General features: G+C 70.6%; 20 protein-coding genes and 1 other RNA gene. 10 read left to right on the forward strand and 11 right to left on the reverse strand.

Annotation, left to right across the window (positions count from 1 at the left end; all coding sequences use genetic code 11):
* Positions 1 to 148 precede the first annotated feature (148 nt).
* Positions 149 to 1,156 carry a polyprenyl synthetase family protein gene (locus tag CKY28_RS13725; protein WP_095998929.1) on the reverse strand — a complete coding sequence of 336 codons (1,008 nt, stop codon included), beginning with the start codon at positions 1,154 to 1,156 and terminating at the stop codon, positions 149 to 151.
* Between the two features lie 97 nt (positions 1,157 to 1,253).
* Here CKY28_RS13725 and CKY28_RS13730 point away from each other — a divergent pair, with 97 nt between their 5' ends.
* Positions 1,254 to 1,535 (forward strand): chorismate mutase, encoded by a 282-nt coding sequence (locus tag CKY28_RS13730; protein ID WP_095998930.1) that lies wholly within the window; start codon positions 1,254 to 1,256, stop codon positions 1,533 to 1,535.
* A gap of 117 nt (positions 1,536 to 1,652) precedes the next feature.
* Here CKY28_RS13730 and CKY28_RS13735 read toward each other — a convergent pair whose 3' ends face one another.
* Positions 1,653 to 3,446: a DUF885 domain-containing protein gene (locus CKY28_RS13735; RefSeq protein WP_095999235.1), complete on the reverse strand. Its 1,794-nt coding sequence runs from the start codon at positions 3,444 to 3,446 to the stop codon at positions 1,653 to 1,655.
* A 250-nt stretch (positions 3,447 to 3,696) separates the two neighbouring features.
* Positions 3,697 to 4,128 carry an RrF2 family transcriptional regulator gene (locus CKY28_RS13740; protein WP_095998931.1) on the reverse strand — a complete coding sequence of 144 codons (432 nt, stop codon included), beginning with the start codon at positions 4,126 to 4,128 and terminating at the stop codon, positions 3,697 to 3,699.
* Between the two features lie 39 nt (positions 4,129 to 4,167).
* Between CKY28_RS13740 and ssrA the strand changes: the two genes are divergently transcribed.
* Positions 4,168 to 4,541, forward strand: a transfer-messenger RNA (tmRNA) gene (gene ssrA, locus CKY28_RS13745).
* A 101-nt stretch (positions 4,542 to 4,642) separates the two neighbouring features.
* On the opposite strand, the gene CKY28_RS13750 is transcribed toward ssrA, so the two are convergent.
* On the reverse strand, positions 4,643 to 5,365 hold the full coding sequence (locus CKY28_RS13750; RefSeq protein ID WP_095998932.1) for a hypothetical protein: 723 nt from the start codon (positions 5,363 to 5,365) through the stop codon (positions 4,643 to 4,645).
* Positions 5,366 to 5,505: 140 nt separating this feature from the next.
* Positions 5,506 to 5,655, reverse strand: coding sequence for a hypothetical protein (locus CKY28_RS18780; protein WP_176473103.1), 150 nt, complete (start codon positions 5,653 to 5,655; stop codon positions 5,506 to 5,508).
* A 201-nt stretch (positions 5,656 to 5,856) separates the two neighbouring features.
* On the opposite strand from CKY28_RS18780, the gene CKY28_RS13755 reads away from it, so the two are divergent.
* The 3 genes from CKY28_RS13755 (at position 5,857) to CKY28_RS13765 (ending at position 9,491) form a co-directional block, all read left to right on the forward strand.
* On the forward strand, positions 5,857 to 6,438 hold the full coding sequence (locus CKY28_RS13755; RefSeq protein ID WP_095998933.1) for an outer membrane protein: 582 nt from the start codon (positions 5,857 to 5,859) through the stop codon (positions 6,436 to 6,438).
* A gap of 105 nt (positions 6,439 to 6,543) precedes the next feature.
* Positions 6,544 to 8,853: a calcium-binding protein gene (locus tag CKY28_RS13760; protein ID WP_095998934.1), complete on the forward strand. Its 2,310-nt coding sequence runs from the start codon at positions 6,544 to 6,546 to the stop codon at positions 8,851 to 8,853.
* Between the two features lie 68 nt (positions 8,854 to 8,921).
* On the forward strand, positions 8,922 to 9,491 hold the full coding sequence (locus CKY28_RS13765) for a cytochrome b (RefSeq protein ID WP_095998935.1): 570 nt from the start codon (positions 8,922 to 8,924) through the stop codon (positions 9,489 to 9,491).
* Here the strand turns inward: CKY28_RS13765 and CKY28_RS13770 are convergent.
* Positions 9,488 to 10,909: a glycoside hydrolase 5 family protein gene (locus CKY28_RS13770; RefSeq protein ID WP_095998936.1), complete on the reverse strand. Its 1,422-nt coding sequence runs from the start codon at positions 10,907 to 10,909 to the stop codon at positions 9,488 to 9,490. The genes CKY28_RS13765 and CKY28_RS13770 overlap by 4 nt on opposite strands.
* 89 nt (positions 10,910 to 10,998) lie before the next feature.
* Positions 10,999 to 11,499: a hypothetical protein gene (locus CKY28_RS13775; RefSeq protein ID WP_095998937.1), complete on the reverse strand. Its 501-nt coding sequence runs from the start codon at positions 11,497 to 11,499 to the stop codon at positions 10,999 to 11,001.
* A 106-nt stretch (positions 11,500 to 11,605) separates the two neighbouring features.
* Between CKY28_RS13775 and CKY28_RS13780 the strand changes: the two genes are divergently transcribed.
* Entirely contained in the window at positions 11,606 to 12,553 is a 948-nt protein-coding gene (locus CKY28_RS13780; protein ID WP_176473104.1) for a cell wall hydrolase, read from the forward strand.
* A gap of 9 nt (positions 12,554 to 12,562) precedes the next feature.
* Here CKY28_RS13780 and CKY28_RS13785 read toward each other — a convergent pair whose 3' ends face one another.
* Both CKY28_RS13785 and CKY28_RS13790 read right to left on the reverse strand, forming a co-directional pair.
* Entirely contained in the window at positions 12,563 to 13,087 is a 525-nt protein-coding gene (locus tag CKY28_RS13785; protein ID WP_095998938.1) for a hypothetical protein, read from the reverse strand.
* An 18-nt stretch (positions 13,088 to 13,105) separates the two neighbouring features.
* Positions 13,106 to 13,336 carry a hypothetical protein gene (locus CKY28_RS13790; protein WP_095998939.1) on the reverse strand — a complete coding sequence of 77 codons (231 nt, stop codon included), beginning with the start codon at positions 13,334 to 13,336 and terminating at the stop codon, positions 13,106 to 13,108.
* A 750-nt stretch (positions 13,337 to 14,086) separates the two neighbouring features.
* Here CKY28_RS13790 and CKY28_RS13795 point away from each other — a divergent pair.
* Both CKY28_RS13795 and CKY28_RS13800 read left to right on the forward strand, forming a co-directional pair.
* Positions 14,087 to 14,347, forward strand: a complete 261-nt coding sequence (locus CKY28_RS13795) for a hypothetical protein (RefSeq protein WP_141243950.1) — start codon at positions 14,087 to 14,089, stop codon at positions 14,345 to 14,347.
* Positions 14,348 to 14,378: 31 nt separating this feature from the next.
* Positions 14,379 to 15,083 carry a hypothetical protein gene (locus CKY28_RS13800; RefSeq protein WP_217989590.1) on the forward strand — a complete coding sequence of 235 codons (705 nt, stop codon included), beginning with the start codon at positions 14,379 to 14,381 and terminating at the stop codon, positions 15,081 to 15,083.
* A gap of 1 nt (position 15,084) precedes the next feature.
* On the opposite strand, the gene CKY28_RS13805 is transcribed toward CKY28_RS13800, so the two are convergent.
* Positions 15,085 to 16,380 carry an Hsp70 family protein gene (locus CKY28_RS13805; protein WP_095998941.1) on the reverse strand — a complete coding sequence of 432 codons (1,296 nt, stop codon included), beginning with the start codon at positions 16,378 to 16,380 and terminating at the stop codon, positions 15,085 to 15,087.
* Positions 16,381 to 16,463: 83 nt separating this feature from the next.
* Positions 16,464 to 17,204, reverse strand: a complete 741-nt coding sequence (locus tag CKY28_RS13810) for a hypothetical protein (protein ID WP_095998942.1) — start codon at positions 17,202 to 17,204, stop codon at positions 16,464 to 16,466.
* Between the two features lie 311 nt (positions 17,205 to 17,515).
* On the opposite strand from CKY28_RS13810, the gene CKY28_RS13815 reads away from it, so the two are divergent.
* Both CKY28_RS13815 and CKY28_RS13820 read left to right on the forward strand, forming a co-directional pair.
* Positions 17,516 to 17,806 carry a type II toxin-antitoxin system TacA family antitoxin gene (locus tag CKY28_RS13815; protein ID WP_095998943.1) on the forward strand — a complete coding sequence of 97 codons (291 nt, stop codon included), beginning with the start codon at positions 17,516 to 17,518 and terminating at the stop codon, positions 17,804 to 17,806.
* A gap of 37 nt (positions 17,807 to 17,843) precedes the next feature.
* The gene (locus CKY28_RS13820) at positions 17,844 to 18,359 is read left to right on the forward strand and encodes a GNAT family N-acetyltransferase (RefSeq protein ID WP_095998944.1); all 516 of its coding nucleotides are present in this window, start codon (positions 17,844 to 17,846) and stop codon (positions 18,357 to 18,359) included.
* Positions 18,360 to 18,533 lie beyond the last annotated feature (174 nt).

Consider the following 18,533-nt stretch of genomic DNA (forward strand, 5'->3'; position numbering starts at 1 on the left):
GGATGAACGGCCGGCTACGCGCCGTTCATGTGGCCGTTCAGGAGGCGACGGCGAAGCCGCCGCTACGACGTCGGACGAGATCGGCTGCGCCATCTCGCCGGCTGGGCGGGGCGTTGCGCGCGAGCGCGCACCCTAGCGGGCGTGGCCGCTAGTACGCCCTCGCCACCGCGAACTCGACCGCCTCGACCATCGCGTCCTTCGCCCGCCCGCTCGCGAAGCCGGCGATCGCGTCGATCGCGCGCTGGCCGTAGTGGCGGGCGCGCGCGAGCGTGTCGTCCACCGCGCGGGTGCGGCGGACCAGCTCGACGGCGTGCGCGAAGTCCTCGTCGGACACGCGGCGGCCCTCCACGGCGTCCTTCCAGAACTTGCGGTCCTCGGGCCCGCCGCGCGCGTGCGCCAGGATGACGGGCAGCGTCATCTTGCCCTCGCGGAAGTCGTCGCCCGCGTCCTTGCCCATCACGCCCGCGTCCGAGACATAGTCGATTGCGTCGTCCACCAGCTGGAACGCGATGCCGAGGTTGCGGCCGTAGCTGTCGAGCGCCTGCTCCTCCGCTTCCGGCCGCTCGGCGACGACCGCGGCGATGCGGCAGGCGGCCGCGAAAAGGGCCGCGGTCTTGGCGCCGATGATGTCGAGATAGCGGTCCTCGCCCAGGTCGATGCGACGCGCGGCGGTGAGCTGGTTCACCTCGCCCTCCGCGATCACGGCGGACGCGTTGGAGAGGATCTTCAAGACCTTGAGGCTGCCGTCCTCCACCATCAGTTCGAACGAGCGGCTGAACAGGAAATCGCCCACCAGCACGCTCGCCGGGTTGCCCCAGATGATGTTGGCGGTGCGACGCCCGCGCCGGAGGTCCGACCCGTCGACCACGTCGTCGTGGAGCAGCGTCGCGGTGTGGATGAACTCGACCGCGGCGGCGAGCCGGTGGTGGCGCGTCCCCGTGTAACCGATCAGCCGGGCGCTCGCGAGGGTGAGCATCGGCCGCATCCGCTTGCCGCCGCCCGCGATCAGGTGGCCGGCGAGCTCGGGGATGAGCGGGATCTCCGACTGCATCCGGTCGAGGATGACGGCGTTCACCGCGTTCATGTCGCCCTGGACGAGCGAGACCATCGGGTCGAGCGAGGGACTCCCCGAGCGAAGGCGGTGGACGGTTGCCATATAGCGCCGGCGATGTGGCCGTTGCGTCCGTGGAACGCAAGTCTTGGCAAGGGTGGACCGATTGTCCCAGGGTGGAGAGCCAAGGGAGGACCGCGCCGTGACGGACGAAACGCTGAGGGGTTACCGCCGGAGCATCGACAATATCGACGCGGCGCTCGTCCACCTGCTCGCCGAACGGTTTAAGGTGACGCAAGCGGTCGGGCGCTACAAGGCCGAGACCGGGCTACCACCCGCCGATCCGGGGCGGGAGGAGGAGCAGATCGCGCGGCTGCGCCGGTTGGCGACCGAGGCGGAGCTGGACCCGGAGTTCTCCGAAAAGTTCCTGCGGTTCATCATCGACGAAGTTATCAGACACCACCGGGGGATGCGCACGCCCTAACTCCCTCTCCCCTCCGGGGAGAGGGTGCCGAGCGCAGCGAAGGCGGGAGAGGGGCAGTGTCGAGACGGCGGCGTACTGCCCCTCTCCCCGACCCTCTCCCCGGAGGGGAGAGGGAGTTTAGGCCATCCGCTCCGCCACCAGCCGCTCCATGATCGACAGCGGCATCGCACCGTCCTTCAGCACGGCGTGGAAGCGCTTGATGTCGAACCGGTCGCCCAGCCGCTTCTGCGCCGCCTGTCGCGCGCGGACCCAGGCCATGTGGCCGACCTTGTAGCTGCACGCCTGGCCGGGCTGCGTGCAGTAGCGCTCCACTTCGCGCTGCGAGCGCGGCTCGGCGAAGCCGGTGGTCTCGACCAGGTAGCGCGTCGCGCGTGCGCGGTCCCAGCGCTTGGTGTGGATGCCCGTGTCGACCACCAGCCGCGCGGCGCGGAACAGGAAGCTCTGGAGGTAGCCCGCGCGCTCCAGCGGCGTCTTGTACGCGCCCAGCTCGTCCGCGACCTCCTCGGCGTAGAGCGCCCAGCCTTCGCTGTACGCGCCGAAGAAGCCGATCTTGCGCAAGGTCGGTATGTCCGCGCTCGTCTGCGCGGTCGAGATCTGGAGGTGATGCCCCGGATCGCCCTCGTGGTACGTCAGCGCCGGCAGCGTGTATTTCGGCCAGTCGCCCGTATCCTTGAGGTTGATGTAGTAGATCGCCGGGCGCGACCCGTCGAGCGAGGCACGGCGGTAATAGCCGTTCGACGCCCCGTCCTGGATCTCGACCGGCACCGCCCTGATCTCGAGCGGCGTCGCCGGGATCTCGGCGAAGACGCGCGGCAGGCGGCCCTTCATGTCGCGCACGCCCTCGTTCAAAGACGCCAGCAGCTGCGCGCGGCCCTCCGGCGTGTCGGCGTAGAGCTGGTCGGGGCGCTTGTTGAGCTGCGCCAGCCGCTGGCCGACCGACCCTTGCGTCAGCCCCTCCGCGCGCAGGATCTTGTCGAGCTCGGCGCTGATCGACGCGACCTGCTCCAGGCCCATCTGATGGACCTGCTCGGGCGTGAAGTCGGTGGTGGTCGCCTGGGCGAGCGCCACCGCGTAGATCGCGTCGCCTTGCGGCACGCGCCACACGCCGTCGCCCTCTTGGGTCTTGCCCCGCAGCTGCTGCACGAACGCGATCTGTCGGTCGAGCGCCGGGTAGACGACCGTCTCGACGGTGCGCGTGGCGCGCGGACCCCAGTCGCCCGCCACGTTCTTGGCCTTAGCGCGGGTGACGAGGCTCCTGACCATCGTGCTCTCCGCCGCGGGCTGCGAGCGGAGCTTCTTCATCTGGCCGAGCGTCAGGTCGAGCGACCAGGCGGGCGCGACGTAACCGCGCGCGGCGTCGGCGCGCTGAACCTGCACGTCTTCGTCGAGCACGCGCGCGAACTGCCCGAGGCGCGACAGATACGCCTCCGCGTCGGTCTGCGTCTCGATCGTGTGCGTGTCGTTCAGGAAGTCGGGCGTGGAGAAGTATGCGCCGCCCTGCTGGAAGATGCGATAGGGCCGGATCGCGCTGTCGAGCTCGAACCGCGTCGGCGCGACCGTGCCGTTGCGGAGCGAGTAGAGCACGATCTCGCGGTTGAGCGCCTGCGCGGGCGAGAGGCCGGCGACCGGGAAGCGCTCCACCTCCGCGAGCCAGCGCCGCGTGCGCGCCAAATCCTCCGCGCGCTCGGCGAGGCCGTTGCCGTCGAGCTGGTATTTGAGCTTGGCGCGCGCGCCCTTGTCGAGGCCGAGCCCGGTCGCGAACTCGGGGTTGCTGTCGACCGTGTCGTCGAAGATGCGCCCGAACAGCGCATTGAGCCGCGCGTCCGGGGTGCCTTGCGCGAAGGCGTGGGAAGGCGCGAGCGCCGCGCCGACGCTGGCAGCGGTGCCGTAGAGGAAGTGGCGACGGTCCAGGGTCAAGACCCTCTCCAATGTCGTTGGGGAAGTCCTTTCACGGCAAAGCGCCGGAACGCAATAGGTTAGCGGGCACGCCTATCTAGTTCCAACCGTCACCCCGGACTTGTTCCGGGGTCCATCGCTGTCCGGGCGAACCGCCCGCGAGCATAGGGACGGACGTCGGTGCGTACCCTCGAACGGATCGCGTGCGCGACGATGGACCCCGGAACAAGTCCGGGGTGACGAAGAGGGCGGTGAGAAAAGGCCCTTACGCCGCCGCCAGATCCTGCGCCGTCGCGTCCGCCAGGCTGGTGCCGTCCAGGATGCGCGCCGTCTCGTCGCGGACGCGCAGCATCGCGTGGCGGATCGCGCAGTCGGCCTCCGACTTGCAGTCGGCGCAGCGGCGGTACGCGGTGCGGCTGACGCAGGGGACGAGCGCCAGCGGTCCCTCGATCACGCGGATGATCTCGCCCATGGAGACGAGGTGCGGCGGCTTGGCGAGCAGGTAGCCGCCCATCTTGCCGCGGTGCGACACCAGGAACCCCGCCTCGCGCAGGTCGGCCAGGATCAGCTCCAGGAACTTGCGCGGCACGTTCGCCTCCGCGGCGATGCGCGTCATCGGCACGGGCGCGCAACCCGCGGGCTGTTCGGCCAGGAACAGCATGGCGCGAAGGGCATAGCGGGAACGCTGGGTCAACATGCGTCCCCTATTAAGCTTATAATATGGCGGGGGAAAGGCGGCGTTGCGCTCGCTTGCGCCTTTTCCTATATCGGTTTCGCCGGGTTCGCCCGGCTATGGCGATAAACTGCGGCGTTCAATAGACGCAGCGGACCCGGGGGCGGTACCCGGCGGCTCCACCACCTGAGCCGAGCCACTGGGCCAGCACGCGTGAAGCGTGCCGGCCGAGCGGCTCAGCTGGAGGGGCCGAACTAGGATCGACGTGTGTTGAAAAGCGCTGTTTTCGCCCGGAATGGGACCACCGCAACGGCCCATATCACAAGTGCCAACGACAACGAGGCGCTCGCGATTGCCGCGTAATCTGGACCTCACGGTTTAGATTACATCGGACAAAAGCGCGGTTCGGGCCGCACCGGGCAACAGAAGCGGATACCGGCGGCCGCCGGGGGGGCCGAGCAACAGAACCCCCCGGACCTTTGAAGTCTCGGAGCACCGAGCGACAGAAGCTCCCCGCTTTCCGCGGTTCCGTCGCTTCTTATCCCGTCACCGCGCGCGTCGCCGCCAGCCCCGGTCCGCTCCAGGCGAGCGGCTCGATGAGCAACTGCACCGCCGCAAACACGCCCAGCCCCCAGCGATAGGCCGGGTGCACGGAGCCCCGCATGCGAAGGTCGCGGACCATGGCGACGAGCGCGTAGAGCATCAGCACCGCGAAGACCGCGTGGAGGTTCCACCGCCCGAGCAGCGGCATGGGGAGCAGCCGACCGATCGCCGGGCCCATCAGCACCAGCATGCCGCACAGCATCAGCCGCTTGTGCCAGCCCGCGTCGCGCCGCATCGCCACCGCCGCGGCCGTCAACCCGCCGAAGGTGAGCAGGTGGCCGACGTTCATGAACAGGAACACGTTGGGCGGAAAAAAGGGCGGCACGGTCCCGCGCCGATAGGACGACATCATGATCGCCAGCCCCATCCACACGACGAACACGGCATAGGCCGCCGACAGCATGCCCAGCCGCCGGTGCGTCGCGACGTCGCCGGACGCCACCAGCCAGCTCTGCGCCACGAACAGCGCCACCCAGCCCATGAACGTCGCGCCGTGCAGATGGACGAGCCAGGTGGCGCGTCCCAGGTCGACGCGGCCCAGCAGCGCGTGCGAGCCGAAGCCCAGCACCACCGTCGCGCCGATCGCGATCGCCATCCCGAAAAAGAACCGCCGTTCCGCCTCCAGCGGATCGCGGCGTGCGAACGCGACGGTCGCCATGGTCGAACCCCCTTTTAGTCCAGCTAGTCTCCGGTCGGGGCGACCCCATGACGCCGGACGGGGCCGCGCGCATCGAGCCTGCGACGGGAAGGCGACGGAAGCGCGTCGGCGGGGGTCGCCCTCTTCGCGATATGGGCGGCTCAGCCCCGCGGAGGCCTTCGCGCGGCCAGCGCCGCCTCGATGCGCTCGATCAGCTCGCGGATGCCGGGCGCCGCCGCGTCGTCGCGCGCTGGCTCGGGCGCCCGCATCTTGGCGCATACGCGCGCGAACGCTCGTGGGTCGTGCAGCATGGTCCCGAGCCATGCGGTTGAAAGGTTAACGACCCCTCACCGGCGGCGCCCGTCCCGCGCGCTCGTCGCCCCGTCGTGCCGATCGGCCGGGTTCGTCGCCCTTCCGTCCGGTACGTCGCACGCCGCCTGACCGCGGCGGCGCTCCCTCCTACCGGGCCGCCGACAGCCGAACGCCGGCTGCCCAGACAGGAAGGATCGACCATGCGTTTCACCACCATCGCTCTCGCCGCCGCGACGCTGGCCGCGACCCCCGCCGCCGCGCAGGACTTCACGGGGCCGCGCCTCGAAGCGAATATCGGCTATGACCGGCTCGACGCCGACACCGGCGTCGCCGGCGCGCCCGACCACGCCGAAGGCCTGCGCCTGGGCGCGGCCGTCGGCTACGACGTGGCGCTGGGCCCGAACTTCACGATCGGCGCGGAGGCGGGGATCGGCTGGAGCCTGGACGATCGCGAGCGCGCCGCGGTGGGCACGAGCCGGGTAGGCATCGACAGCGGGCGCGACATCGACGTGTCGCTGCGCCTGGGCGCCCGCGTCGCGCCGCGCACCCTGCTCTACGCCAAGGCGGGCTGGGCCAACACCCGGTTCGAGGGCGAGGTCCGGAACGCGAGCGGCGCGCTCGTATCGCGGGTGCGCGGGGACGAGGACGGCTATCGCCTGGGCGCCGGTGTCGAGCAGGCGCTCGGCCGCCGCCTCTTCGTCAAGGGCGAGTACCGCTACACGAACTATGGCGACGACCTCGAACGCCACCAGGCGCTGGTCGGCTTCGGCGTCCGCTTCTGAGCCAGGCGACCGAAGCTCGGGCGAACGATCCACTATCTGGCGTTCGCCCGCAGCCGTGCTAATCCGTCGTTCCGGCCTAACCGCCGCAACGAGGGAGAGAACAGGGTGGCGCGACTGATCCAGGGAACCGCGGGCGGCGACACGTTGTACGGGGAGACGGGCGATACGCTCGACGGCGCCGCCGGCGACGACACGTACATCATCTACGACCCCAGCGCGGTGATCTTCGACGCCTTCAACGCGGGGAACGGCGGGTACGATCGCGTCCTCACCTTCGTCAGCTTCGACATCGGCGAGACGGCGCAGGTGGAGGTGCTGTCGACGGCAGACAACGCGGGCGTCCAGCCGCTCGACCTCGCGGGCAACGGCGGCACGCAGGTCATCGTCGGAAATTACGGCGCCAACGTCCTGCGCAGTCGCGGCGGTGGCGACACGTTGTACGGGCTGAGAGGCGACGACACCTACTACGTCTCCGCCGGGGACCGCGTCGTGGAGAATGGCGGCGAAGGCGTCGACTTCGTCTATGTCGGGACGAGCTACGCGCTGGACGCGGGCTCGTCGATCGAATGGCTCGGATCCGTCGCGCCGAACGCCGACCTCGCCGCCAACCTGACCGGCAACGCGCTCACGCAGACGATCGTCGGTTCCGGCGGGGCCGACGTGCTCGACGGCAGGGGCGGGGCGGATACGCTGATCGGCCTCGGCGGGAACGACACCTATCGCGTGTACGGTCCGGCCGACGCCGTGGTCGAGGCCGTCAACGGCGGCGTCGACACCGTCTACACCAGCGGGAATTTCTACCTCGCCGGCGGCGCGTCGATCGAAACGGTGTCGGCCGCGGATCAGGGGCTCTCCTCGTCCATGTACCTGCTCGGCAACGAGCTGGATCAGCGCATGATCGGCGACTACGGCGCCAACACCCTGAACGGCGGCGGCAGCAGGGGCGGCGACACGCTGGTCGGGCTGCGCGGCGACGACACCTACCGCATCTTCGGGCAGAACGACGTCGTGGTCGAGGCCGCGGGCGAGGGTGCGGACACCATCTACACCAGCGGGAACTACCGCCTGGCCGCCGGCGTCGAGGTGGAGGTCCTCTCGTCCTGGTCGCACATCGCCACGACGGGCATCAACCTGACCGGCAACGAGCTCGGCAACGTCGTCATCGGCACCTACGGCGTCAACGTCCTCGACGGCGGCGGGGGCGCCGACACGCTGATCGGCCTGGAAGGCGGCGACGTGTTCCGCTTCACCGCCGCGCCGGTGGCGGGAAGCGTGACGACGGTCCGCGACTACGGCGTCGGCGTCGACGTCGTCCTGCTCGACTCGCGGGCCTTCACGCAGCTGGCCGACGGCGTGCTCGCGCCCGGGGCGCTCGCCTATGGCGCGGCGGCGGCGGACGCCGACGACCGCATCGTCTATGACGCCTCGACCGGCGCGCTCTCCTACGACGCCGACGGGAACGGGTCGGGCGCGGCGATCCAGTTCGCCCGGCTGCCCACGAACGTCGCGCTCTCCGACCTGCGCATCGTCGTGGCGAGCGTCCCGCCCGAGCAGCTGACGACCAACACGCCGGGAACCTACCTGATCGGCGACGCGGTCGGGCAGGGCACGGCCATCCCCTCCTCCGTGACCAACGTCACCTTCAATCCTTATGGGATCGGCTATTATTTCGACCTGGTGTTCGGCGCGAGCACCTCGAACGGGGCCGTGCCGTCCATCCGCTTCACGGGGCCGGACTTGCCGGGCAGGCTCGACTTCTCCCAGCTGCGGCAAGGCGTGGTGACGCGCCCCGACCAGGGCTATTCGACGGCCGCGGGCCAGCTCCTGCTCGCGGAGCCGCCGGCCCCCTCCGGCCCGACCGCGCCCTTCCCGTCGGCGGTCGTCGGGACCGCGTTCGACGACGTGATCGACCGGATCGTGGGGAACGGGTTCGGGGTCGGCACGGTGACCGGCGGGGCCGGGAACGACTTCATACGCGGCGCGAGGCTGGCGGACGGCGGCGCCGGCGACGACCGCCTGTTCGCGACGATCAGCACCACGCTGACGGGCGGCGCCGGCGCCGACCTGTTCGACCTGCCGATCCGCACACGCCAGCCGGGAACCAACTCCGGCAGCGCGTTCAACGTCGTGACGGACTTCAACCCGGCCGAGGACAGGATCAACCTCGTCCTGAACTATAGCGGGGGGCTGCTGCCCGTCGATCTGGTTCCCGGCCCCGTCTCGGCCAGCCAGTTCTACGCCGGCACCGCGCCCACCAGCCCCGACCAGCGCATCTTCTACAACACGGCCACGGGCGAGCTCAGCTTCCTGGTCCGCGGCAACGCCGGGTCGGCGGCCGGCGAGATACCCGTGTTCGCCAGGCTGCCCGCGAACCTGGACCTGACGGCGGACGACTTCACCTTCGTGCTGGTCTGATCCTCCCCTCTTGGTGGTCGCGCCGGACGTGCTAACGTGTCGGACGACCACGACGGAGGAGCGACGGCATGGCGACGGTGGCGGAGCGGCAGGACCGCGTCTCGCATAGCGGTTACTCCAAGGTGGCGATCGCGCTGCACTGGACGATCGCCGTGCTGATCCTGGGCAACATCGCGGGCGCGCTCGTCGCGGAGTCGCTGGGCGACGAGATGGAGGCGTGGATCTTCTCGGTCCACAAGTCGATCGGGCTGACCGTGCTTGCGCTGTCGCTCTTCCGGCTGGGCTGGCGGATCAGCCACGGCTTTCCGCGCCTGCCGGGCGATACGCCGGGCTGGGACGCGGTGCTGGCGCGCGCGACGCACGTCGCCTTTTACTTCCTCATGATCGCGGTGCCGCTCGCGGGTTGGGCGATGGTGTCGGCGGGTCCGCGGCCGCTCCACTGGTTCTGGCTGTTCGACGTACCCAAGCTCCCCGTCTCCCGCGCTCTGGCGGGCGTGGCGCACGAGGCGCACGAGATACTGGCGTTCGCGACGCTGGGGCTGGCGGTGCTGCACGTCGCGGGCGCGCTCAAGCACCACCTGATCGACCGCGACGACGTGCTCCAGCGCATGCTGCCGCTGGTGCGGCGGCGCGCTTAAGGGAGCCGCCGGATCGCGAAGGCGCGGTCGGGGCCGATCGGGGAGGGCGTGAATCGCAAGCCCCCGCCCCGCGCCTCGGCGGTGAGCTCCTCGACCACGCGGCCGGCGCTCGTGTTCCAGCCCGTCACGCGGTAGCGGCCTTCCGCCAGGCCGGGTACGCTGACCGAAGGCGCTACCGGCTCGACGTCGGCGCGCACCCGACCATCGGGCGCCAGCGCGTTGCGGCGGAGCAGCCAGACGAGCGCCTGGGTCTCGTCGCGGCACGCGAAGCGGTGGAAGCCCGTCGCCTTTACATCGGCCGACACGTTGGCGCGCCCGAACCGCGGCCAGTCGATCTGCGGCAGGAACCCCGCCATCGCCCTTTGCGCACGCCGCATGCCGGCCGTCAGCGTATGCGGCTTCCGGTTCGGCCAGCGCATGCCGCCGCCGACGCCGCCGCTCGCCAGGTGCGCCCAGCTCATATGCCGGAAATATTCGTCGTCGAACGGCTCGGGCAGCGTCTTCTTCTTGTCCTTGAAGCTGTGGATCGGCCCGTGCTCGGTATCGAGGAAGGGGCGGCCGTCGGTGATCTCGCCCAAGCAGTCGCGCACGACCCTGCCCATCGCCGTCGCGGGCGCGACCGTGTCCTTCGGGTCGTCGATCGAGCCCTCGCGATAGATGTGGATCGACGCGAAATCGAGGTCGGGGTGGCGGAAGATCGGCTCTTTGAGCGGCATGCGCGGCCGCCACCACAGCTCCGGCCCGAACAGCGACACCGTCTGCGGATGCGCGCGGCCGTAGAGGCGCCGCTCCAGCGTCCGCACATGATGCGACAGGTCGGCGATGAACTCGGGAAAGCAGTCCGCGCTGTCGCCGCCCTGCGCCGGGTGGATCTCGTTCCACAGGTCCCAGGCGAACAGCGCGCCCGACCCGCCCCAGCGCTCGACCATGAAGGTGAGCCTGGCCTTGATCGCGCTCCGCGTGTCGCCGCACAGCAGCATCTGCGACGGGTGCTTTAGCGGCCCGCCGTTCGCGACGTTCCACGGGTGGTGCCGCCAGTGCAGCCACATCCAGAACGTGTCGACCGGCGTCAGCAGGATCCGCATGCCGACCCGCTCGCACATCTGGAACAGGTCGTCCCAGAGCTGCACCATGGCGGGCACCGGCCGCCCGGCGGGCCGCTCGAAATAGCGGTGCCGCACCTGCGCATACTCGACCATCAGCCGGAGCGTGTTGACGCCGTGCTCCGCCAGCCAGGTCAGGTGCCGTTCCACCTTGCCCAAGTCGCGCCGGCGGAACAGCCCTTCGAACTCGACCCAGGAGATCGCGTCGTTCTGGCCGATGGGCGTGAAGGGCCGCCCGTCCTCGTCGACGAAATACGGCGCGTCCGCCGCGACGCCGATCCAGGGAAGCGTCAGCCGCCGGTCGTCGCGGGCCATGTCAGAGCGTCATATCCGTGTGGGGCGTCCAGAGTAGCCGGCAGAGTAGCCGGATCACCCCCAACCGAGCGGCGGCTGGCGGGTTCCCGCTAGCGTCCGCGCAAACGCGACCAGACCCAGCGCCAGAACCGCGCCTCCAGCAGCATGAGGCGGGCGAGCAGGGGAGGGACGCCCCGCCGCTCGATCGCGGCGGCGTCCGGCTTCTTCGAGAACGCGACGCGCACAACGGCGACGAGGATCGCAGCCTCTGCGACCACCAGCACCGCGATCCTCACCCAGCGCAGCGGCGCCACCGCCGCCAGCACCACCTCCGACGCGTCGGGAGTCAGCCATCGCGCGAACCACAGCCCGGCGCACGCCATCGCCAGCACGCGTAAGCCGAGTGTGCGGCCGCCCACCGTTCCGCGGAGGTGCAGCGCATAGAGCGCCGGCACGAACAGGCACCAGTCGAACAGCAGCGCCGCCTCGCCGAGCCGCGCTTCCGCTCCCCAGTCGGCGGTCGCGCTCATGGAGTAGGAGGCGAGCAGCGCGAACGGCAGCAGGACGTGGAACCAGTGACGGCGCGCGAACGGTGCGAGCTGAAGCGGCATGGCGAAACCTCCCGTTGCGCCACCGTAACGGCTGTTCCGCGCGTCGCCAGTGGTCCGGACCCGGTTTAACCCCGTCCTAACCACGCCCGTCCTATTGCGGCACGGCATGTTGAAGCTAGTGGGCATGGGCGCGTCGACGATCGCGGCGTTGGGGACGACGCTGGGCGTGTACGCGTCACGCGTGCCCGTCGAGCCGCGCAGCCGGATCAAGGACCGGCAGATCATCGCCGACGCCAAGCCGCTGCTCGAGAAGATGGAGCTCAACGTCCCCGATCTGCGCACGGCCGATCTCGACGACCTCCCCGCGGCCGCGACGCCCGCGATCGGCGGCGGCTACGTCCCTCCGCCCTTCGCGCTCGCCGCGCGCACGCCCGACGACGCGACACGCGCTCTCGAATGCCTGACCCAGGCCGTCTATTACGAAGCGGGCAACGAGCCGCTCGACGGCCAGCGCGCCGTCGCGCAGGTGGTGCTCAACCGCGTCCGCGACCGCGCCTTTCCCGCCAGCGTCTGCGGCGTCGTATACCAGGGCTCGCACCGCCGCACCGGCTGCCAGTTCACCTTCACCTGCGACGGCTCGCTCCGCCGCCGGCCCGTGCCCTCGCTCTGGACGCGCGCGCAAGCCGTGGCGCAGGCGGCGCTGGGCGGCGAGGTGTACGCGCCCGTGGGCTCGGCGACGCACTACCACGCGAACTACGTCTCGCCCTGGTGGGTGCCCAGCCTCACGCGCATCGGCTCGGTCGGCGCGCACATCTTCTACCGCTGGCGCGGCGCGCTCGAGCGCGCGCTGACCTTTCGCCAATCCTATGCCGGCGCGGAGCCCGGCGCGGCCTCCTCCGCGCCGATGGCGGCCGCGGCGCAACTCGAGGCGGACGACGGCCCGGCCGTGCGCGTGCACCGCGCCGGCGCGCCCGCGACCGCCGCGGTCACGGTGCAGGGCGTCCGCATCCACCGCCGGGACCTGCCCGTCGCCGCCACGCCGATCGACGACACCGCCGACAGGCTGGAGGTGGTCGACGGCGCGGTGATCGCCGCCGAGAGCGACCCGGTCTAGCTCGGACGCTCAGCCCCCGTCCGCACGCGCCGGCTTGCGGCGCCGCGCCCTGCGCTCCGCCGCCGCCGCTTCCGCGCGCATGGCGCGTTCCTGCAGCTCGACCACGGCCATGACCCTGCGCCGAACCTCCTCGATCGTCACCTCGCGCCGGGCGGGCTGATAGGCGCGGCCCAGGCCCGCGACCCGCGCCTTGTGGAGCCAGAGCGCCTGGAGCGCCTGGTCGAACGAGATCGGCTCCAACACCGCGTCCGCCGTCAGTTCCTCGTCGCCCAGCATCCTGCCCGCCGACGCGGCCATCTCGATGGACAGGCGGTCGTACCCGTGCTCGACCGCCGTCCTCCACCGCTCGGCGAAATCGGGCCAGCGCGTGCGGTGGTTGTACGCCGACGCCTGGCTCAGCCCCACCTCGGCGCAGGCGCGCTTGACGTTGCAGCACGCCGCCAGCGTCGCCAGGAACCGCGCCTCCAGCCGCGGCGTCCACTGCTTCTCCCGCGCGCGGGCCACCTGCGTCCAGCGCCCGTTGGACTCGCGCACCGTCAGCTCCTCGCCGTTCTACGTGCGCCACTTGGCCGCCGGCCCCACGCCCGCGGCCCGATCGAGCCGCGCCTCGGCCGAGGCGATCGCCGCCTCCATCTCGGCCCTGAACGCGGGGTCGCCCGCGCGGTGCAGCGACACCCAGGACCGCGACACCTTGGCCCGCTCGGCGGCGAGCGTCTGGTTGCCCGTCTCCGCCAACGCCTTGAAGAACGCCGCCCGCCGCCGCTCGCTCGTCTTCGCGCTCACCTTTCCGCCTCCCCGAAGTTCGTCCCGACTCGGGGGTTAGGCGGGACCCGATCGTGTAGGACACCCTGGAATGAGCGGGTTGAAGGCCGAATGTCCGCAATGGGTGGAAAGCGGACATTGCCGTGAGGTCGTGTCTTTGCAGACGATGCTCTACGCGAACGGTCAAGACCGGCTTCCTGCCTCATCCATAAGTTGAATGCATTCCGCTTCCCCATCTAGCGAGGAGGCAATAAAAAGACCGCTTTCTATGCCGGCGGGCGTCGGCCAGCCATGCGTTACATAGTCATATACTGGACATCAGAAAAGTAACCTTGGAGAGTTCGACCGCATGAAGTTCCGTATCAAACTGGCTATAGTAGGACTGCTAATCCTAATTAGCATTTCCGTATACCTGTACAGCACAAATTGTTGTGGTGGTGCTATTGGTGGCGCATGCCGCAGAGACCTGAATATTTGAGAACATCTGGATTTTCGACCTATAATAGTCTCTAGTTTGACGCGAGATTCTGCGCACTGTCTGCTGTAGATGGATAATGTCCGCAATGGGTCGAAAGCGGTCATTCGCGTTAAGCGCTGCTTCGGGCCGGGTACCTATCTCCGGCGGCTCGTGCCGGCCACGGCCGGGCCGTCGGGCGCGGTGCCGTCCGCGGCGTGGAACCTGTGCAACCGGCCCCCTCCCGATCCGGCCGCAGGGGAGCAAGGCGCAGGGTCGGGCGTTGTCGGGCGGGAAGCAACATGGGGAGGATCGCCGTGATCGCAGCGCTGCTGTTGTGCCAAGCCGCACCCGACATCGAACTGCGGGCGACCGCGCGGGCGCGATCCGTCGAGATCGAGCGGGCGGGGGAGGCGAGCCTGACGGTGCGCTCCGATCCGCCCGGCGGCGACGTGGTGGACGTGCGTGCGCCCCGCGCCGACGGGCGCCGCCGCCTGCGCGACGTGCGGGTGGACGTGGTCGCGGAGGCGCGCATCGCCGATCCCCAGGAACGGCCCGCAACCGAAAGCCCGCGCTGACGTTACGCCTCCGCAACAGGGAGGTTCATTGATGCGTGTTAGTGTTCTCGGCGCGGCGCTCGCCGCGTGCGTCCTCGCCGCGCCCGCGCTGGCGCAGGATCGCCGCCAGCCGCAGCGAACGGGCCAGCCCTCGCCGCTCGCGCAACAGGCGATGGCGGGCGGGCAGCAGCCCGACGTGCTGCTCGACGTGCCCAATCTCTCGGTGGACGAGATCACGCTGGAGGTGAGCAACCTGCGCGCCGACATCGCGCTCGATGCGCGCCTCGCCAACCTGCTCAAGCTGACGGCGGGGGCGAACGTCGGCATCGACCAGGTCAAGATCGGCATCAAGGGCGTACAGGCGCAGGCGACGCTGATCGTCCGGCTAGAGAATGTCCGCGCGATCATCGAGCGGACGCTGCAGACGCTCGACAACAACCCGCAGATCGTGACGCAGCTGCTGAACACCGTCGACAACACGGTGGGCACCGTCGGTGGGGTCGCGAACAACGCGGTCGGGACCGTGGGCGGCGTCGCCAACAATGCGGTGGGTGCGGTGGGCCAGATCGCCGGCTCGGCGCTCCGGACCGGCCAGGTGCTGAACCTCGGCCAGCTCGGGCTGTCCCAGCTCGGCCAGACGGTGAACGCCGCCGGCCAGACGGTGCGCCAGGTCCGCGACCGGAGCGGCGCGGTGCTGGAGGTGGTCACCGATCAGGCCAACCGCATCGTCTCCAGCCGCGCGCTGCCGCGGCAGTGATCTAGGCCGCCCAGGCCGCCGGGTCGGGCTCGCCGCCGATCAGCGCCAATCCGTGCGCGATCGAGGTGAGCTCGCCCCCGGCCGCGATCCGCTCCCCGCCGAACCGCCGCTCGAACAGGGCGCGCACCGCCGGAACGAGCGACGTGCCCCCGGTCAGGAACACGCGGTCGATCCCCTCCGGCCCGACCGCGGCCGCGGCGAGCGCGCGCTCCAGCGCCGCCTCGATCCGCGCCAAGTCCTCGGCGATCCAGCCCTCGAACTCCTCGCGCCTGACCTCCGCCGCGATCGCGACGCCGCCGCCCTCGAACCGGAACTCGGCCCTGTCCTCCGCCGACAGCGCGCGCTTCACTCGCCCCACCGCGTCGTAGAGCGGAAAGCCCTGCTCGTGCTCGATCAGCGCGATCATGCGCCCGATCGGCTCCGGGTCGAGCGCGTCGCGCTGTAGCCGCCTGAGCTCGTCCAGCGTCCGCCGGTTGCGCATTAAGGCCAGCCGCGACCAGTCGGCGAACTCCGCGAACCAGCCGCCCGGTATCTCCAGCACCTTGCCCATCGAGCGATATCGCCCGCCCTTGCCCAGCATCGGCAGCACCAGCCGGTCGACGATGCGCCGGTCGAACCGGTCGCCCGCGATCCCCACCCCCGCCGACGCCAGCGGCTCGCAGCGCCGTGTCGCGCCCGGCTCGCCCACGCGCACCACCGAGAAGTCGGTCGTGCCGCCGCCGAAGTCCGCCACCAGCACGGTGGCCGGCTCGCTCAGCCGCGACGCGTAGCTGTAGGCGGCACCGAGCGGTTCATAGACATAGTGGAGCTCGACGCCGAACTCCCCCAGCATCAGGTCGTAGCGCCGCCGCGCGAGCTCGGGATCGGGCCGCGCGCCCGCCCACTCCACCGGCCGACCCACCACCACGCGCCGCGGCCGCTCGTCCAGCGCGCCGCCCGCGTGCCGCACGAGGCGCTGCAGGAACAGCCGCCCGAAATCCTCGAAGCGGTACGGCTTGCCGAAGATCAGCGCCCGCTCGAAGCTCGCGCTCGCCGCCACCGTCTTGAACGACTGGACGAAGCGGCTGTCGAGCGGCGACTGGAGATACTCGTCGATCGCCCAAGGCCCCGCTTCGCACGCGATCCCGTTCCAGGCGCGCTCCTCCTCCCAGAAGCACAACGCGGAGCGGAACACCGCGCCCGTTCCGTCCGCGAACTCGACCAGCTCGGACCCGCCCGCGCCGTCCCCGAGCGCGACCACGGTGTTGGTGGTGCCGAAATCGAGCCCGAGCGCATGGGCGGGCGGTTCGCCGTTCACGAAGGTGTCCTTGGCCGATGGTGGGGAGCCCGCCGCGCGGGGGCGCGCCTATGGCACGCGCCGGGCTCCCACGCAACGCGCGCTCAGCCGCCGTCCGAAGCTCCCCGCCGCTCGGCGTCGCGCATGCGCTCGATCGCCTCGAACTTCGCGAGGATCGACTCCGACAGCTCCTCCAGCGAGCGCGGACGCCGCCAGCGGCCGGGCGCGCGGCCGACGCCCAGGACGCGCGCCTTGTGTAGCCTGAGCGCCTGGAGCGCCTCGTCGAGCGAGATGGGCGGCATCACCAGCTCGGGCGCCATGTCGCGGTCGCCCAGCGCCGCCCCGACGGACGCCGCGATCGACATGGCGAGCTCGTCATAGCCGTCCTCGATCGCCTCGTCCCAGCGCCGCGCGAAATCGTGCCAGCGCCGCCGATGGTTGTACGCGGACGCGGGGCTCAGCCCCACGACGGCGCAGGCGCGCTTGACGTTGCAGCACCGGGCGAGCGCCTGGAGGAACCGCTCCTCCGCCCGCGGCGTCCACTGCTTCACCCGGGCGCGCGCCACCTGCGTCCAGCGCCCGTTCGAACCCCTGACCGCCAGCTCCTCGCCGTCCTGCGTCGCCCACCGGCGCGCCGGACCCACGCCCGTGGCCTGATCGAGCCGCCCCTTCGCCGCCGCGACCGCCGCGTCCATCTCGGCCTTGAACGCGGGGTCGCCCGCGCGGTGCAGCGTCACCCACGACCGCGACACCTTGGCCCGTTCCGCCGCCAGCGTCTGGTTGCCCGTCTCCGCCAGCGCCGCGAAGAACGCCGCCCGCCGCCGCTCGCTCGTTCTCGCCGTCATCCCTATTCTCCCGCGCTGTCCGTCCCGACTCGGAGGCTAGGCGAGGGCGGAGGCTGTAGGACAGAGCCGTTCGCACCTTTCCGACAGACCAACGCGCGGCTCCTCCCACCCGTCACCCCGGACTTGTTCCGGGGTCCATCGCTGTCCGGGTAAGCCGATTGCGAGCATTGGACCGAGCAGTTGAGCACGCTCGCCAACCGTACCGCGCGCACAAGGATAAGCCCCGGAATCAGTTTGTGGCGAAGAACGGGGTATATGGACGTGATCATCCCGGCCGAGATGGTCGCGGACGTCGATCAGGAGTTCCGACGATGCCTGGCGTCGCTTTCCGCACAAGAAAGATCAGCATCCGCGTCTCGCCCGACGCCAAGCGGCTGCTGCAGACGGCGGCGTCCGCCTCGCGTCGCTCGCTCAGCGAGTTCGTGCTGGAGAGCGCGCTGGCGCGCGCGGCGGAGACGCTGCCCGACCGCCAGCGCTTCGGCCTCGACGCGGACGCCTGGGCGGCGTTCCAGGCCGCGCTCGACGCGCCGCCCCGGTCGCTGCCGCGCCTGCGCCGCCTCCTGTCCGAACCGAGCGTCTTCGAAGATCCCGCCCCCCAGTGATGAGTCCCCAAGAAGGGTCCGCAGTGACAGGCCCGCGATGACGGGGGCGTCGAGCGGGCCGCTCCGGATCGAGAAGCTGACGCCCACCCACCCGCTCGACGCGTTCGAGTGCGGCGCGCCGGCGCTCGACCGCTTCCTGATCCGCCACGCGCTCCAGAGCCAGCGCGCGGGCGCGTCGCGGACCTACCTCGCGCTCCAGGGCGAGCGCGTCGTCGGCTACCGCAGTCTCGCCGTCGGCGAGGCCGCCTATGAGGACGCCGCCGAGCGCCCGACCAAGGGCATGGCCCGCCACCCGATCCCGATCATGCTGCTCGCGCGGCTGGCCGTAGCGCAGGACCAACAAGGGCAGGGAATCGGCGCGGGCCTCCTCAAGGACGCGCTGCTCCGCACCCTACAAGCGGCGTCGATCGCCGGCATCCGCGCGCTCGTCGTCCACGCCAAGGACGACGCGGCGCGGGCGTTCTACGAACGGTACGACTTTGCGCCGTCGCCGACCGACCCGTTCCACTTATATCTGTTGCTGAGAGACGTGCGAGCGCTGCTGACTAGCTGATTTCTGAGATCGGGCTCTTTCAGCGCCAAGCTCGGCCGCTCAGCGGCGCAGATCGGGCTTCCTATCGCTCCTGTTCATCCAAGCGTCGACGGAAGCGCTGATTAGTGGAGAGCGAATTGGCCGCTTTGGACCGGAGAAATGATTTTCCGGCCCTTCGTTCACCCACGGTCAGCC

Origin of the sequence: Sphingomonas lenta (genome assembly GCF_002288825.1) — a bacterium.
GTDB lineage: Bacteria > Pseudomonadota > Alphaproteobacteria > Sphingomonadales > Sphingomonadaceae > Sphingomonas > Sphingomonas lenta.

Bases quoted from the DNA above. Each gene is read 5' to 3' on its own strand.
- CKY28_RS13740 (WP_095998931.1), bottom strand. From the start codon at position 4,128: ATGTTGACCCAGCGTTCCCGCTATGCCCTTCGCGCCATGCTGTTCCTG.
- CKY28_RS13775 (WP_095998937.1), bottom strand. From the start codon at position 11,499: ATGCCGCTTCAGCTCGCACCGTTCGCGCGCCGTCACTGGTTCCACGTC.
- CKY28_RS13820 (WP_095998944.1), top strand. From the start codon at position 17,844: ATGACGGGGGCGTCGAGCGGGCCGCTCCGGATCGAGAAGCTGACGCCC.
- CKY28_RS13780 (WP_176473104.1), top strand. From the start codon at position 11,606: ATGTTGAAGCTAGTGGGCATGGGCGCGTCGACGATCGCGGCGTTGGGG.
- CKY28_RS13810 (WP_095998942.1), bottom strand. From the start codon at position 17,204: ATGACGGCGAGAACGAGCGAGCGGCGGCGGGCGGCGTTCTTCGCGGCG.
- CKY28_RS13765 (WP_095998935.1), top strand. From the start codon at position 8,922: ATGGCGACGGTGGCGGAGCGGCAGGACCGCGTCTCGCATAGCGGTTAC.
- CKY28_RS13755 (WP_095998933.1), top strand. From the start codon at position 5,857: ATGCGTTTCACCACCATCGCTCTCGCCGCCGCGACGCTGGCCGCGACC.
- CKY28_RS13800 (WP_217989590.1), top strand. From the start codon at position 14,379: ATGCGTGTTAGTGTTCTCGGCGCGGCGCTCGCCGCGTGCGTCCTCGCC.
- CKY28_RS13750 (WP_095998932.1), bottom strand. From the start codon at position 5,365: ATGGCGACCGTCGCGTTCGCACGCCGCGATCCGCTGGAGGCGGAACGG.
- CKY28_RS13770 (WP_095998936.1), bottom strand. From the start codon at position 10,909: ATGGCCCGCGACGACCGGCGGCTGACGCTTCCCTGGATCGGCGTCGCG.
- CKY28_RS13815 (WP_095998943.1), top strand. From the start codon at position 17,516: ATGCCTGGCGTCGCTTTCCGCACAAGAAAGATCAGCATCCGCGTCTCG.
- CKY28_RS13725 (WP_095998929.1), bottom strand. From the start codon at position 1,156: ATGGCAACCGTCCACCGCCTTCGCTCGGGGAGTCCCTCGCTCGACCCG.
- CKY28_RS18780 (WP_176473103.1), bottom strand. From the start codon at position 5,655: ATGCTGCACGACCCACGAGCGTTCGCGCGCGTATGCGCCAAGATGCGG.